The organism is Streptomyces sp. TP-A0874, assembly GCF_001748085.1.
Classification (GTDB): domain Bacteria; phylum Actinomycetota; class Actinomycetes; order Streptomycetales; family Streptomycetaceae; genus Streptomyces.
The window spans coordinates 1-13,904 of sequence record NZ_BBZK01000014.1; the positions used below are offsets into that span (position 1 = coordinate 1).

Here is a 13,904-nt window from a genome sequence, read left to right on the forward strand (position 1 = left end):
TGCCAACACCGGTCCGTCACCGGTCGACCGCAGGAAGACGGGCAGCAAACACCACCTGATCTGCGACGGACACGGCACCCCGCTCAAGGTCATCACCACCGCCGCCAACGTCAACGACGTCACCCAGACACTCGCCCTGATCGACGGCATCCCGCCCGTCGCCGGCTGCCCCGGACGTCCCCGCCGCCGCCCCCAAGCCCTGCTCGGCGACAAGGGCTACGACTCCAATCCCAACCGCGCAGAGCTACGCAAGCGGCGGATCCTGCCGGTCCTCTCCCGCAAGGGCGCCCCGGACATCAAGGACCTGGGCAAGCTCCGGTACGTCGTGGAACAGACCTTCGCCCTCCTCCACCAGTTCAAGCGCCTCGCGGTCCGCTGGGAACGCCGAACCGAACTCCACGACGCCTTCCTCTCTCTGACCCGCAGCCTCATCTGCTGGAGACGCCTCAAGAAGGCCCAACCATGATCGTGTTACAAGCTCATAGGCTGCTCGTACCGCCGCACCTCACCACCCCCGTCGGTACCGGACCGCCGGTCACCTTCCTGGTGTGGCCGCCCATTGCCGCGATCCGTGCAACGGGTTGGAAGCGCAGGCGTCGAGCACGCCCGGCTACGCCCAAGCAACCCACGAAAACCGCAGGTCAGATCCCCGTTGCATTAAGCTCCAGAATCGCCACGCACTCCTCATGAGGCGCCCTCGCCTCGTCGAACGTCAGGAAACGGGGAACCAGGTCGCGAGGCGCTTGGCGATCGCCGGTACATCGACGCTGTCCTGCGCGACTGCCTCGACGAACGGGCCGGCCACGGAAACGGGCGGCGGGACGGTACTCGCGCTGACGCCGTTGAACCGCAGGAAGACACGCATGGCGAGCCAGGCGGTGCGCTCGTTGCCGTCGATCAGCGCGTGGTTGCGGGCGACAGAGTGCAGCAGCGCCGCAGCCTTCTCGTGCAGCGTGGGATACAGCTCGGCTCCGAACACGTTCGTCCGGGGTCGCTCGATCGCCGACACCAGAAGGCCCATTTCACGCACGCTGTGCTCCGTACCGTTGACCGTTCGGGCGATGGCCAGGATTTCGTCGAGCTGGATGTGGCGCACGTCGGTCACTTCAGGTAGTCCAGGATCTCCGCATCGCTCTCCATGAGCTCGGCCAGGACGTCATCGACCTTCAGCTCGGCCCGGTCCTGGGCGTCACGGATGGCCTCAATGGCAAGTTCCTGCTTGCTGCGCCCCTCCCGACGAGCCCGCTCAGTGAGCTTCGCGTCAAGGTCGTCGGGAAGTCGAAGTGTCATCGCCATACAGAGATGATACCTGGCAGGTATCAAGGGGCGGTCGGGCCGCGCTCGGCTCCGGAGAGCGTGGGACCAGGCGGCCAGGACTTCCTTTTTGAGCGTCATCCGAGCGTCAAGAATCCCGCAGGAGCCACTGGAGGCCGTCGCCGTTGCAAGCTCCTCGTTCACGAATTCGCAGGTCAGAGAGCTGTCAAAGAGCCATCCGTCCGCTCGAACCGCTACACGGAGGGAAACAGGTCGAAACTCTCCAGAGGAGCAAAAACGCAGGTCAGGCACCCTTCGGGACCGGCTCAAGGATCGCCACGCACTCCACGTGATGCGTCATCGGAAAGAGGTCGAAGGCCTGCATCCAGCGCGGCCGGTAGCCGCCCTCGCGGAAGTAGGCGAGGTCGCGGGCGAGTGCGGCCGGGTCGCAGGCCACGTAGGCGATCCGGCGGGCGCCTAGCGCGGCGAGGTGGCCGACGGTGCGCCGGCCCGCACCCGACCGGGGCGGGTCCAGCACGATCAGGTTCGCCTCGTCGATGCCGGTGCGGGGCAGCACCTGCTCGACCTTGCCGTGCTCGATCCGTACCCGGTCCAGGTCCTGGAGGTTGTGCCGGGCGTCCTCGGCGGCCCGCTTCGATGACTCGACGCCGAGCACCGCACCGCGCTCCCCCACCCGCTCGGCGAGCGCCCCCGCGAAGAGTCCGGCGCCGCAGTAGAGGTCGAGGGCCATCTCTCCCTTGCGCGGTGTCAGCCCCCGCATCACCGTCTCGACCAGCAGGTCGGCGGCCCGGTGGTGCACCTGCCAGAAGCCGCCGGCGCTGATCCGCCAGGTGCGGTCGGCCGCCCGTTCCCGGACGAAGGGCCGCCCGTGGACCCGGTGCACGCCACCGGTCTTCTCGTCCACCCGGGCCACCGAGACCGGCTTGTCCAGCTCGACGATCGGCAGCCGCCCGCCGGGCTTCGGGGTGAGGATCACCTGGCGGTCGTGGGAGCCGGTGGCGGCGATCGCCTCGACGGCCGCGATCTGCGGCCACTCGCGCTTCTCCACGCCGAGTTCGCTGACGCCGGGCGCGGCGATGAGACAGAAGTCGATCGGTTCCACTTCGTGCGAACGGTGCCGGCGCAGCCCCGCGCGCCCCTCGGCGTCCACGGCGTACTGCACCCGTGTGCGCCAGGCCGGGACCTCGCCCTTGGCCACCTTGTCGCCCGGGGCCGGTATCACCGTCCCGTCCCAGCCGGCCTCCTCGGGGGTGAGCCCGGCCAGGTGGGCGAGTTGTTCGGTGATGACGGAGACCTTCAGCCGCCGCTGCCGACCGGGGGTGGCGTGCTGCCAGTCGCAGCCGCCGCACCTGCCGGGCCCGGCGTAGGGACAGGGGGCCGGGATGCGGTCCGGGGACGCCTCTAGCACGCGCACCGCGTCCGCTCGCAGGAACCGGGAGTCCTCGGTTCCCTCGGTGACCTTGGCGATCACCCGCTCCCCCGGAAGGGTGTGCCGTACGAAGAGGACCTGGCCGGCCGCGGTGCGGGCGATGCAGTGCCCACCGTGTGCCACCGGCCCGACTTCGACCTCGTGTTCCTCGCCGACGACGGACGGGCTGGGTTCCTGGGACGTCATGGCGGGGGTGCTCCTGGGCTGGTGGAGGGGTTCTGCTGCGATTTCGGACCGAGGTGTTTCCGGTGCCGGGTGCGCCGCACCGGCCGGGGCGGACGGTGTACGCACGGCCGCCGAGTCTACGTCCTGTCGCTCCGCACTACCGCCGCCCGCCCGGCCGCTGCTTCTCGGCCGGCGGCGGACCCACCGGTCCGCGGCGCACGCTGCCCGGCGCATGCCATTCGGCGCGCCGCCGCGCCCGCAGCCGGGCGGCCTCGGAGGACTCCAGCTGGTAGGGCACGGAGGTCACCATCACCCCGGGGGTGAAGAGCAACCGTCCCTTGAGGCGCAGGGCGCTCTGGTTGTGCAGCAGCTGCTCGTACCAGTGTCCGACCACGTACTCGGGGATGTAGACGCTGACCACGTCCCGCGGGCTGTCCCGTCGCAGGCCCTTGACGTACTCGATGACCGGCCGGGTGATCTCCCTGTAAGGGGAGTCCAGGATCTTCAGCGGTACGTCGATCCCGCGCTCGGCCCACTCCTCCTGGAGCGCCCGGGTCTCCTCCGGGTCGACGTTGACGCTGAGCGCCTCTAGGGCGCCCGAACGCATGAGTTTGGCGTAGGCGAGGGCGCGCAGTGCGGGGCGGTGGATCTTCGAGACCAGGACGATTGAGTGCACCCGGGAGGGGCGTCCGGTGTCGTCGCCGGGTTCCTCGGGGGCGGCGATCTCCTCGGACACGCGGTCGTAGTGGCGGCGGATCGCACTCATGGTGACGAAGAAGATCACCATGCCGAGCAGGGCGACCCAGGCACCGTGGACGAACTTGGTGATCAGGACGACGACGAGGACCAGTCCGGTGAGGAAGGCCCCGAAGGTGTTGATGATCCGGGAGCGGATCATGTGGCGGCGGCGGGAGGGGACGTCCTCGGTCCGCAGGTGGCGGTTCCAGTGCCGGACCATGCCGATCTGGCTGAGGGTGAAGGCGACGAAGACGCCGACGATGTAGAGCTGGATGAGGCGGGTGGAGTCGGCCCCGTAGGCGTAGACGAGCACCGCGGCGGCGCCGGCCAGCAGCACGATGCCGTTGGAGTAGGCGAGTCGGTCGCCCCGGGTGTGGAGTTGCCGGGGCAGGTAGCGGTCCTGGGCCAGGATGGCGCCGAGCAGCGGGAAGCCGTTGTAGGCGGTGTTGGCGGCGAGGAAGAGCACCAGGGCGGTGGCGGCGGCCAGCAGGACGAACAGGACGGTGTCGGGGCCGAAGACGGCGGCGGCGGTCTGGGTGATCACCGGGTGCTGGAAGTAGTCCGGCCCGACCGGGGTGCCGTCGCGGAGCAGGTTGACGGCCGGGTTCTCGGCCATCTTGACGTCGGTGGCCATCGCGAGCGCGATGATGCCGCCGAACATGGCGATGGCCAGCCCGCCCATCATGGCGAGCGTGGTGGCGGCGTTCCTGCTCTTGGGCTTCCGGAACCCGGGAACGCCGTTGCTGATGGCCTCCACGCCGGTGAGCGCCGCGCAGCCCGAGGAGAAGGCCCGCAGCAGCAGGAAGACCAGGGCGAAGCCGGCCAGTCCCTGCTGTTCGACCCGGACCTCGAAGCCGGCGGTGGGTGCGCTCATGTGCTCGCCGAGGACGAGTCCGCGGACGGCGCCCCAGAAGATCATCACGAAGACGCCGGTGACGAAGATGTAGGTGGGGATGGCGAAGAGCTTGCCGGACTCCTTGACGCCGCGCAGGTTCATCAGGGTCAGCAGGACGATGACGGCGATGGCGGAGCCGGTCTTGTGGTCGGCGATGAAGGGCACGGCCGAGCCGAGGTTCTCGATGCCGGAGGAGATCGACACGGCGACGGTCAGCACGTAGTCGACGAGGAGCGCGCTGGCCACGGTGAGGCCGGCCCGGCGTCCGATGTTGGTGTTGGCCACCTCGTAGTCGCCGCCCCCACTGGGGTAGGCGTGCACGTTCTGCCGGTAGGAGGCGACCACGGTGAACATCAGGACACCGACCGCCGCGGCGATCCAGGGGCTGAAGCGGAAGGCTGACACCCCTGCCACGGAGAGCACCAGCAGCACTTCGCCCGGTGCGTAGGCGACGGACGACAGGGGGTCGGAGGCGAAGACGGGAAGCGCGATGCGCTTCGGCAGAAGCGTCTCCCCCAGTCGGTCGCTGCGCAGGGCCCGTCCGATGAGAATCCGTTTGGACAGGTCGGTCAGTTTGGACACGCAGTGGATGGTAGGCGCTCCGGGGGCACGAGGGCCGCCCGCAGGTGGTCCGGCAGGAGTCCTTGACGGAACCCGAACGCGGTGCGCCGCCCGCTCCACCGGGGCGGCTTCCCGCCGCGGAGGCGGTGGTGGGGCCACACCGCGGCACCGGGATGACCTTCGCGGGGCCCATGCCGGGTAGCGTTACCGGCGAGCACGCGCGTGGACAGTCGCCCCGATCCGGGGCCGGAAGGATGATGGCCGGTGTTTGTGCAGGTCACAACGGTTGCGGAAGGTTCGAGGTAAGAGAGACCTCATGCACATCGTGATCATGGGCTGCGGCCGGGTGGGCTCCGCTCTCGCCCAGACCCTCGAACAACAGGGGCACACGGTCGCCGTCATCGACCGGGACCCCACGGCCTTCCGCCGGCTCGGCTCCGGCTTCGGCGGCCGCCGGGTGACCGGTGTCGGTTTCGACCAGGACACCCTGCGGGAAGCCGGCATCGAGGAGGCCGGCGCGTTCGCCGCAGTGAGCAGCGGCGACAACTCCAACATCATCGCTGCGCGGGTGGCCCGGGAGATGTTCGACGTGGAGAACGTCGCCGCCCGTATCTACGACCCGCGCCGCGCCGAGGTCTACCAGCGGTTGGGCATTCCGACGGTCGCCACCGTCCGCTGGACTGCGGACCAGATGCTGCGCCGTCTACTGCCGTCGGGCGCGGAGGCGCTGTGGCGGGACCCGAGCGGCGCGGTGCAGCTCGCCGAGGTGTACACCTCGGAGGCCTGGGTCGGTCACAGGGTGAGCGTGCTCCAGGAGGAGACGGGCGTGCGGGTCGGGTTCATCACCCGGCTGGGGGAGGCCATACTGCCCACCGCGCAGACCGTCCTCCAGGAGGGCGACCTGGTCCATGTGATCATGCGCTGCGACGACATCGAGAAGGTCGAGGCGGCGTTCGCCGAGGGGCCTGAGGAGGGGCAGCGATGAGGGTCGCGATCGCCGGTGCCGGTGCCGTCGGCTGTTCCATCGCGGGCGAGTTGCTGGAGAACGGTCACGAGATCCTGCTGATCGACAAGGCGCCCACCGCGATCTCCGTGGAGCGGGTGCCGCAGGCGGAGTGGTTGCTGGCCGACGCCTGTGAGATCACCTCGTTGGACGAGGCGGCCCTGCAACGCTGCCATGTGGTCATCGCGGCGACCGGTGACGACAAGGTGAACCTCGTCGTCTCGCTGCTGGCCAAGACGGAGTACGGGGTGCCGCGGGTGGTGGCGCGGGTGAACAATCCGCGGAACGAGTGGCTGTTCAGCGAGGCGTGGGGGGTCGATGTGGCGGTGTCCACCCCGCGGCTGATGTCGGCCCTGGTGGAGGAGGCGGTGAGCGTCGGTGATCTGGTGCGGCTGCTCCGCTTCAGCCAGGGGGACGCGAACCTCGTCGAGTTGACGCTGCCGCCGGAGGCGGCGCTGGCCGGCACCCGGGTCGGGGACGTCGACTGGCCCGAGGACACCTCGCTGGTGACGATCATCCGCGGGGCCAGGGTGCTGGCGCCCAATCCGGACGACGCCCTGGAGGCCGGCGACGAGTTGCTGTTCGTGGCCTCGCAGGCCCGGGAGGAGCAGTTGGGCGAGCTGCTGTCGGTCCGCCGGGAGGACTCGCGGTGACGTCCTGAGACGGCGCGCCCCGTTCCTCTACGGCTGCGGTGCGGAGCGCTCGCCGGTCCGGAGGCCTGGCGTCAGCGTCTCTTCCCGGTGGATTCAGGAGGTCTTTCCGGTGCGCCGCTGAGGTTCCCTCCGGGCGAGGCCGCCGGAGACCGGCGCGGTGTCGAGGTCGGCTTCCCCGTCCCGGTGGCGCAGCACCCAGTCGTCGAGGTCGAGGGCCGTCTCCAGCGGTTCCCTGATCATGTGGCCCCGCAGACTGCTCGCCTCCCCTCCGGCTGCGCCCGAACCGCTCACCGCGGCGGAGGGCAGCTCTCGCCGGAAGGCGGCCTCGGACATCGTGAAGCGCACCCGGGCGGTGCGGGGAGGCACCCCCAGTACGTCGCCGATGAGCTGCCAGTCGGCGCCGCTCACCCGCTCGAACACGGCGGCGGCTTCGAAGAACCGCTGTGCGGCGGCGAGCACTCGGGCGGCGTCGGCCAGCACGGCGCCGGGCGTGCGGGTGGTGCCGTCGGGGTTGAGCTCCTGCTCGCCGATCGGGACGTTGGCGCGCGCGAGGTCGGCCAGTTCGCACGCTTCATAGGCCATCAGCAGCCTCGCCCGCGCCGCGTCCGTGTACGGCGCGGCGGCTCCCGTGCCACTTCCGGTCATGTGGGTCTGCCTCCGCTTCCGAGGATGAGGGTGATCACTGCGCCGCCCGGGTGCTCAGCCGCGCAGGAAGTACAGGACGGTCATGACCACGGCCGTGGTGAGGATGACGCGCCGGAGCAGCCGGGCGGGGAGGCGGCGGGCCAGGTGGGCGCCGGCGAAGCCCCCGGCAGCGGCGCCGACCAGCATGGCGGTGAGCAGGAGCGGGGCGCTCAGGGTGTCCGAGGCGATGAGGAACAGGGCGGTGGCGCTGAGGTACACGGCCGCGAGTTGGGCGATCCGCATGGGGTTGCTGACCGCGGTGTCGAGACCGAGACCGATGTTCCACAGGGCCAGCATCATGATGCCTACGGCGCCGCCGAAGTATCCGCCGTAGACGGCTAGGAGGAACTGCCCGATGAGAACTGCTCGTGAACTCATGCCGACCGAGCGGCCCAGGGCCGTGTTCAGGGCCGTGGAAAGGTGGCGGCCGAAGGCGAGGACGACTGTGGCGAAGGCGAGCAGCCACGGCGCCGCGCTGTCGAACGAGGACGCGGGCAGCACCAGCAGCAGACCGGCACCGGCCGCACCGCCCATCAGACTGGTCGCTGTCAGCGCCTTCGTGGACGTGGGCCCGACCGGGGCGAGGTCGTGCCGGTAGACCCAGGCGCTGGCCACCGCGCCGGGTACGAGGGCGACCCGCGACACCGCGTTCGCCGTCACCGGTGGCAGGCCCAGGGCGACGAGTGCGGGCAGCGCCACGAACGTTCCGCCACCGCCCATGGCGTTCAGGACTCCGGCGGCGACACCGGCCAGCAGGACAAGCGAGAACTCGAACACCTGTCGAGCATCGCCGTGTGAGGAGCTGATCCACAATGCGTTATCGGCATAGCCAGCCTAAGGCTGAGCCTTAGGCTGGATCGGTGCGCTATGACCTGGATGACCTACGGCTCTTCCTCCAGATCGTCACGGAGGGATCGATCACGGCGGGCGCCCACCAGATGCACCTGAGCCTGCCCTCGGCCAGCGCCAGGGTGCGCTCGCTGGAACACCACGCCGGCGTGGCACTGCTGGTCCGCGGCCGGCGGGGCGTGCGGCCCACCCCGGCGGGGACGACGCTGGCCCGCCACGCACGCGACGTACTCGCCCAGACCGCGCGACTCGACAGCGCGGTCGCGAGCTACACCAGGTCGCCGACCGCTCCGCTGACCCTGCTGGCTGGCGGCTCCGCGATGCACCGGCTGGTGCCGCAGGCGCTGATCTCGTTCCTCCGCGCCCACCCGGACATCGACGTGACGGTCTCCGAGAGCAGGACCCCGAGGACGGTGCGGATGCTCGCCGACGGCGAAGCGGACCTGGGCGTCATCGTCAACGACGAGGCCCGCGACCACGGCCTGCGCGTGGAGCACCTCGGGGACGACTCCCTCGTCGTGGTCGGCCAGACCGGGGGCGTCCTCGCCGGGCGGACCGCGCTGACCTACAGCGAGGTCGCCGAACACCCGCTGGTCGGCCTCGACGCCGACTCCTCGCTGCGCCGCTGGATCGAGAAGCACCTCGGGCCCCACGCACCGGCGGTGCGCCACCGCACCACCGTCGCCGACCTGGGCGTCCTCGTCTCCCTCGCCGCCTCGGGCGTCGGGCTCGCCGTCGTACCGCGTCGCGCCATCGACCCGCGACTGCCGCTCGACGTGTGTGAACTTCGGGAGCCCTGGGCCCGCCGCCACCACCTGCTGGCCCGGGGCGTCAAGGACCGGGGCCCGTCGACGGCGACCGCGGCGCTCGCCGAACACCTGTGCGGCGCGGCCGCGGCCCTGTCCGAGCCTTCCTCCCTCGGCGCCCGCGGAGACCGGGCGGCCGGCGCAGCCTCTACGAGGGCTGACTGAACACCGCACACGGGCGGCGGCCCGGCTAGGGCTTCTCCTCCGATGCCGGGGCGACGCCCCGCTCCCGCTCCGCGGCCTCCTCCGCCTCCAGCTCGGCGATCACATCGATCGGCGGCGGCGCCTTCGCCAGGAAGATCCAGGTCAGGTAGACGCAGAGCAGGAACGGCGGGATCCCGAGGGCGACCTTCACCCAGCCCAGCTGGGTGGCGTCGCCCCACCAGTAGAGCGGGAAGAGGATCGCCGACTTGCCCAGCAGGATGAGTCCCCAGGCCCAGGTGGCCTTGGTGTAGGCCTCGAACCGGCCGGGGTTCCTGGTCCGCCAGGAGAGGTTCTCCCGCAGGATCGGCCCCAGCAGCACTCCGATCAGCGGGAAGCGGAAGATCGCGGAGAGGATGTAGAGGAGGGCCAGGCCCAGCCCGTACAGCATCCCCGGTAGGTAGAAGTTCTTCGCGTCCCCGGTCATCATCGCGAAGACCGCGCCGATGGCCACCCCGAAGACCCCGCTGAAGGCGTGCTTGAGGGTCTCCCGCCGGATGAGCCGGGCCACGGCGAGCACCAGGCTCAGGCCGAGCGCGGCGATCGCCGCCAGATGCAGATCCCGCTTGATGGTGAAGATCAGCACGAACACCAGGCCCGGCACGGTTGTGTCCACCATGCCCCGTACACCGCCGAAGGCCTCCAGCAGCGCGGTGTCCGCGGCCGCTCTCCGCTCGGCACCGCCCTCGCCTGGGGTTGGGGTCGGGGTCGGCTTGTCGACAGACGCCACCGGCTACTCCTGTCCGAGCGGTCGCAGTTCGTATTTCGGGTTGAAGAGCACCAGACGGCCGTGGTTCCGGGAGACCCGGCCTGTTGCGATGAGGCGGCGCCCCGGCTCGATGCCGACGATCGCGCGTCGACCGAGCCAGACCATGTCCAGCGTCGCCGAGCCGTCGAACAGCTCGGCTTCCAGGGCCGGCACGCCGGCCCTGGGCCGGAGGGTCACGGTGCGCAGGGTGCCGGTCACGGTGACGATCTCCCGGTCCTCGCAGTCGGAGATCCGGGTACAGCCCGTCTGCTCGGCGTCCTGCCGCAGCTCGTCGGCGTCCAGCTCCTCCTGGGAGGAGGCGAGCCGGTCGAGCATCCTGCGGAAGCGTCCGGCCCGTTTCTCCGCCTCGGGGCGAGGTGCAGCGCTCATGGGGGCAGCCTACCGGGGTGGGGGGTGATGGGTGGATCACCGCTCGAAGCGGTAGCCCATCCCCGGTTCGGTGATGAAGTGCCGGGGGTGGGAGGGGTCCACCTCCAGCTTACGGCGGAGCTGGGCCATGTAGACCCGCAGGTAGTTGGTCTCGGTGCCGTAGGAGGGCCCCCACACCTCGCGGAGCAGCTGCTTCTGCCCGACCAGCCGGCCGGGGTTGCGCACCAGTACCTCCAGCAGGTGCCACTCGGTGGGGGTGAGGCGTATGTCCCGACCGTCGCGGTTGACCTTCTTGGCCGACAGGTCGACGGTGAAGCTGTCGGTGGCCACGACCCGCTCCTCCGCGGCGGGCGGGATGGGCTCGGCCCGGCGGACCGCGGCGCGCAGCCGGGCGAGTAGTTCGTCCATGCCGAAGGGCTTGGTGACGTAGTCGTCGGCGCCGGCGTCCAGCGCCGTGACCTTCTCGTCGGAGGTCTGCCGGGCGGAGAGCACCAGGACCGGGGTGCGCGTCCAGCCGCGCAGCTTCCGGATCACGTCCACGCCGTCCATGTCGGGGAGTCCGAGGTCGAGGACGATGACGTCGGGCTGGAAGACGGCAGCCTTCCGGAGCGCGGTGGCCCCGTCGGCGGCCGAGTCGACCTCGTAGTGGCGCGCCTTGAGGTTGATGACCAGGGCCCGGACGATCTGCGGCTCGTCCTCCACCACGAGCACCCGCCGGGGCGCGGGATCGGTCTCAGCCGCTGACTGGGACATGGCGGAAGCCTCTCTGTCGGGCGGATCCTGCTGGGGAGTCGACGTGCCGCGGCCGGCGCCGGTCGGCCTGCGGTGGTCAGCCGCGGCGGTGCGGGAGGGCGTCATGGTCCGGCTCCGGCGGATAGGTCGACGGCGGACGGGTCGACGCGGGCCGGTGCCGTGGTGGGCCGCTCCACCGCCCGCAGCGTGAGCACCATGGTCAGCCCGCCGCCCGGGGTGTCCTCGGCGGCGAGCGTGCCGCCCATCGCCTCGGCGAAGCCGCGGGCCACCGCGAGCCCCAAGCCGACACCGGCGCCGCGCGGGGCGTCCCCGTGGCGCTGGAAGGGCTCGAAGATGCGGTCCCGGTCGGCCTCCGGTACGCCGGGGCCGCGGTCGACCACCCGGAGCTCCACCCGCCGCCCCAGGGCGCTCGCGGCGACCAGTACCGCGGTCCCCTCCGGACCGTGCTTGACGGCGTTCTCGACGATGTTGGCGACGCTGCGCTCCAGCAGCCCCGGGTCGACCGCCACCATCGGCAGCGCCTCGGGGATGTCCAGCACCACACTGCGTTCCGGGACCCCGCCGAGCGCCATCGGCACCACCTCGTCCAGGTCGACCTCCCGGATCAGCGGGGTGACGGTGCCGGTGTGCAGCCGGGACATGTCCAGGAGGTTGCCGACCAACTGGTGGAGCCGGTCCGCGCCCTGCTCGATGCCGGCGAGCAGCTCGGCCTCGTCCTCCTCGGACCAGGCCACGTCCTCGGCGCGGAGCGAGGTGACCGAGGCCTTGATCCCGGCGATCGGGGTGCGCAGGTCGTGGGAGACGGCCGCCAGCAGGGCGGTGCGTATCCGGTTTCCCTCGTCGAGTTCCCGGGCCCGGGCCGCCTCGTCGACCAGTCGTTGCCGGTCCAGCACCACCACCGCCTGGGCGGCGAAGGCGGCGAGCACCCGGCGGTCCTCGGCCGGGAGGACCCGGCCGCTGAGGGCCAGCGCGGCGTGGTCGCCGACCGGCACGTCCACGTCGGCGTCCTCCGGTCGCAGCAGCGGCAACGGGCCGACGCTGCCGGCGCAGGTCCACGGATCCACGTCGCTCTCCCGCTCCAGCAGGGCGACGGAGTCCATGCCGAAGGTCTCCCGAACACGCTCCAGCAGCGCCTCCAGACTGGTCTCGCCGCGCAGCACGCTGCCGGCGAGGAAGGAGAGGATGCCGGATTCGGCGCGCAGCCGGGCGGCCTGCCCCGTACGGCGGGCGGCGAGGTCGACCACCGAGGCGACGGAGAGGGCGACGGCGAAGAAGACCACGATGGCGACGAGGTTGCTCGGGTCGGAGATGGTCCAGGTGCCGGTCGGCGGGGTGAAGAAGTAGTTGAGCAGCAGCGAGCCGACGGAGGCGGAGGCCAGCGCCGGCAGCAGTCCACCGAGCAGCGCCGCCAGCACGGTGAGGCAGAGGAAGAGCAGCACGTCGTTGGTGAGGCCGGGTCCGGGGTCGAGCCGGGCCAGCACCACCGAGAGCAGCATCGGTCCCACCACCCCGGTCAGCCAGCCGGCGATGATGCGGGAGCGGCCGAGCCGCGCCCCGCGGGCGACGGGCAGCCCGCGGCCCTTGGCGACCTCGTCGTGGGTGACGATGTGCACGTCCAGGTCCGGCCCCGACTCGCGGGCCACGGTCATGCCCACGCCGGGTCCGAAGACGTACTGCCAGCTCTTGCGGCGGCTGGAGCCGAGCACGATCTGGGTGGCGTTGACCCCGCGGGCGAACTCCAGCAGGGCGGTCGGCACCTCGTCGCCGATGACGTGGTGGTAGGTGCCGCCCAGGTCCTCCACGAGCGTCCGTTGCACCGCCAGTTCCTTGGGCGAGGCGGAGGTCAGCCCGTCGCTGCGGGCCACGTAGACGGCGAGGATCTCGCTGCCGGAGCCCTTGGCGGCCATCCGGGCCGCGCGGCGGATGAGGGTGCGGCCCTCGGGTCCGCCGGTGAGACCGACGACGATCCGCTCCCGGGCCCGCCAGGGGGAGCGGATCCGGTGTTCGCTGCGGTAGCGCTGGAGGTACTCGTCGACCCGGTCGGCGGTCCACAGCAGTGCCAGTTCGCGCAGCGCGGTGAGGTTGCCCGGCCGGAAGTAGTTGGACAGCGCCGCGTCGACCTTGTCCGGCGCGTAGATGTTGCCGTGCGCCATGCGTCGGCGCAGCGCCTCGGGCGACATGTCGACGAGTTCGATCTGGTCCGCGCGGCGCACCACCTCGTCCGGCAGGGTCTCCCTCGGCCGAACTCCGGTTATGGACTCCACGACGTCGCCGAGCGACTCCAGGTGCTGGATGTTGACGGTGGAGACCACGTCGACGCCGGCCTGGAGGAGTTCCTCGACGTCCTGCCAGCGTTTGGCGTTCCGGGAGCCGGGGGCGTTGGTGTGCGCCAGTTCGTCGACGAGGGCGACGGCGGGGCGGCGCTCCAGTACTGCGTCCACGTCCATCTCGGTGAGGATTCGCCCCTGGTGGCTGAGCCGGCGGCGGGCGACCTGCTCCAGGCCTCTCACCAGCTCGGCGGTGCGGGGCCGGCCGTGGTCCTCGACGAAGGCGATCACGGCGTCGGTGCCGCGCTCGACGCGGCGGCACGCCTCGGAGAGCATCGCGTACGTCTTGCCGACGCCGGGTGCCGCCCCGACGTAGATCCGCAGTCTGCCACGACCTGACATGGCTCCATTCTGCCCCTCGCCGCCGGTGGGCCGGACGGCCCGGGGAGCGGGACCTCCGGAGGGGCAGTGGGCCGGACGCCATCGG

At 71.2% G+C, this 13,904-nt stretch carries 14 protein-coding genes; 4 read left to right on the plus strand and 10 right to left on the minus strand.

Translation table 11 applies throughout. The features are described from left to right. Positions 1-466, plus strand: a 466-nt coding sequence (locus BGP73_RS20500; protein WP_107474102.1) for an IS5 family transposase, incomplete at its 5' end; no start/stop codon positions are given. Between the two features lie 246 nt (positions 467-712). Here BGP73_RS20500 and BGP73_RS20505 read toward each other — a convergent pair. The 4 genes from BGP73_RS20505 to BGP73_RS20520 all read right to left on the minus strand — a co-directional run bounded on the left by BGP73_RS20505 (position 713) and on the right by BGP73_RS20520 (position 5,084). Continuing rightward, positions 713-1,105: a type II toxin-antitoxin system death-on-curing family toxin gene (locus tag BGP73_RS20505; protein WP_069817106.1), complete on the minus strand. Its 393-nt coding sequence runs from the start codon at positions 1,103-1,105 to the stop codon at positions 713-715. After that, positions 1,102-1,296 carry a ribbon-helix-helix protein, CopG family gene (locus BGP73_RS20510; protein WP_031080575.1) on the minus strand — a complete coding sequence of 65 codons (195 nt, stop codon included), beginning with the start codon at positions 1,294-1,296 and terminating at the stop codon, positions 1,102-1,104. The genes BGP73_RS20505 and BGP73_RS20510 overlap by 4 nt, the downstream gene beginning before the upstream one ends. A 262-nt stretch (positions 1,297-1,558) precedes the next feature. Further along, the gene (locus tag BGP73_RS20515) at positions 1,559-2,890 is read right to left on the minus strand and encodes a class I SAM-dependent RNA methyltransferase (protein WP_069817108.1); all 1,332 of its coding nucleotides are present in this window, start codon (positions 2,888-2,890) and stop codon (positions 1,559-1,561) included. 136 nt (positions 2,891-3,026) lie between these two features. After that, entirely contained in the window at positions 3,027-5,084 is a 2,058-nt protein-coding gene (locus BGP73_RS20520; protein WP_069817110.1) for an APC family permease, read from the minus strand. A 295-nt stretch (positions 5,085-5,379) separates the two neighbouring features. Between BGP73_RS20520 and BGP73_RS20525 the strand changes: the two genes are divergently transcribed. Both BGP73_RS20525 and BGP73_RS20530 read left to right on the plus strand, forming a co-directional pair. Further along, positions 5,380-6,048, plus strand: a complete 669-nt coding sequence (locus BGP73_RS20525) for a potassium channel family protein (RefSeq protein WP_069817112.1) — start codon at positions 5,380-5,382, stop codon at positions 6,046-6,048. Beyond that, positions 6,045-6,719 (plus strand): potassium channel family protein, encoded by a 675-nt coding sequence (locus tag BGP73_RS20530; RefSeq protein WP_069817114.1) that lies wholly within the window; start codon positions 6,045-6,047, stop codon positions 6,717-6,719. The genes BGP73_RS20525 and BGP73_RS20530 overlap by 4 nt, the downstream gene beginning before the upstream one ends. A gap of 93 nt (positions 6,720-6,812) precedes the next feature. Here the strand turns inward: BGP73_RS20530 and BGP73_RS20535 are convergent, their stop codons facing one another. Further along, positions 6,813-7,364, minus strand: coding sequence for a hypothetical protein (locus tag BGP73_RS20535; protein WP_069817119.1), 552 nt, complete (start codon positions 7,362-7,364; stop codon positions 6,813-6,815). Positions 7,365-7,418: 54 nt separating this feature from the next. Then, the gene (locus tag BGP73_RS20540; protein ID WP_069817121.1) at positions 7,419-8,180 is read right to left on the minus strand and encodes a sulfite exporter TauE/SafE family protein; all 762 of its coding nucleotides are present in this window, start codon (positions 8,178-8,180) and stop codon (positions 7,419-7,421) included. Positions 8,181-8,263: 83 nt separating this feature from the next. Here BGP73_RS20540 and BGP73_RS20545 point away from each other — a divergent pair, with 83 nt between their 5' ends. Next, positions 8,264-9,223 (plus strand): LysR family transcriptional regulator, encoded by a 960-nt coding sequence (locus BGP73_RS20545; RefSeq protein WP_069817123.1) that lies wholly within the window; start codon positions 8,264-8,266, stop codon positions 9,221-9,223. A 25-nt stretch (positions 9,224-9,248) separates the two neighbouring features. Here BGP73_RS20545 and BGP73_RS20550 read toward each other — a convergent pair whose 3' ends face one another. From BGP73_RS20550 to BGP73_RS20565, 4 genes are all read right to left on the minus strand, one after another. Next, complete coding sequence (locus BGP73_RS20550) at positions 9,249-9,989, minus strand: DUF3159 domain-containing protein (protein WP_069817125.1); 741 nt, start codon at positions 9,987-9,989, stop codon at positions 9,249-9,251. A gap of 3 nt (positions 9,990-9,992) precedes the next feature. Further along, entirely contained in the window at positions 9,993-10,397 is a 405-nt protein-coding gene (locus tag BGP73_RS20555) for an OB-fold nucleic acid binding domain-containing protein (protein WP_079127721.1), read from the minus strand. 36 nt (positions 10,398-10,433) lie between these two features. Continuing rightward, positions 10,434-11,150, minus strand: coding sequence for a response regulator (locus BGP73_RS20560; protein ID WP_069817273.1), 717 nt, complete (start codon positions 11,148-11,150; stop codon positions 10,434-10,436). Positions 11,151-11,251: 101 nt separating this feature from the next. Continuing rightward, positions 11,252-13,819, minus strand: a complete 2,568-nt coding sequence (locus BGP73_RS20565) for a sensor histidine kinase (RefSeq protein ID WP_069817129.1) — start codon at positions 13,817-13,819, stop codon at positions 11,252-11,254. Between the last annotated feature and the right edge of the window lie 85 nt (positions 13,820-13,904).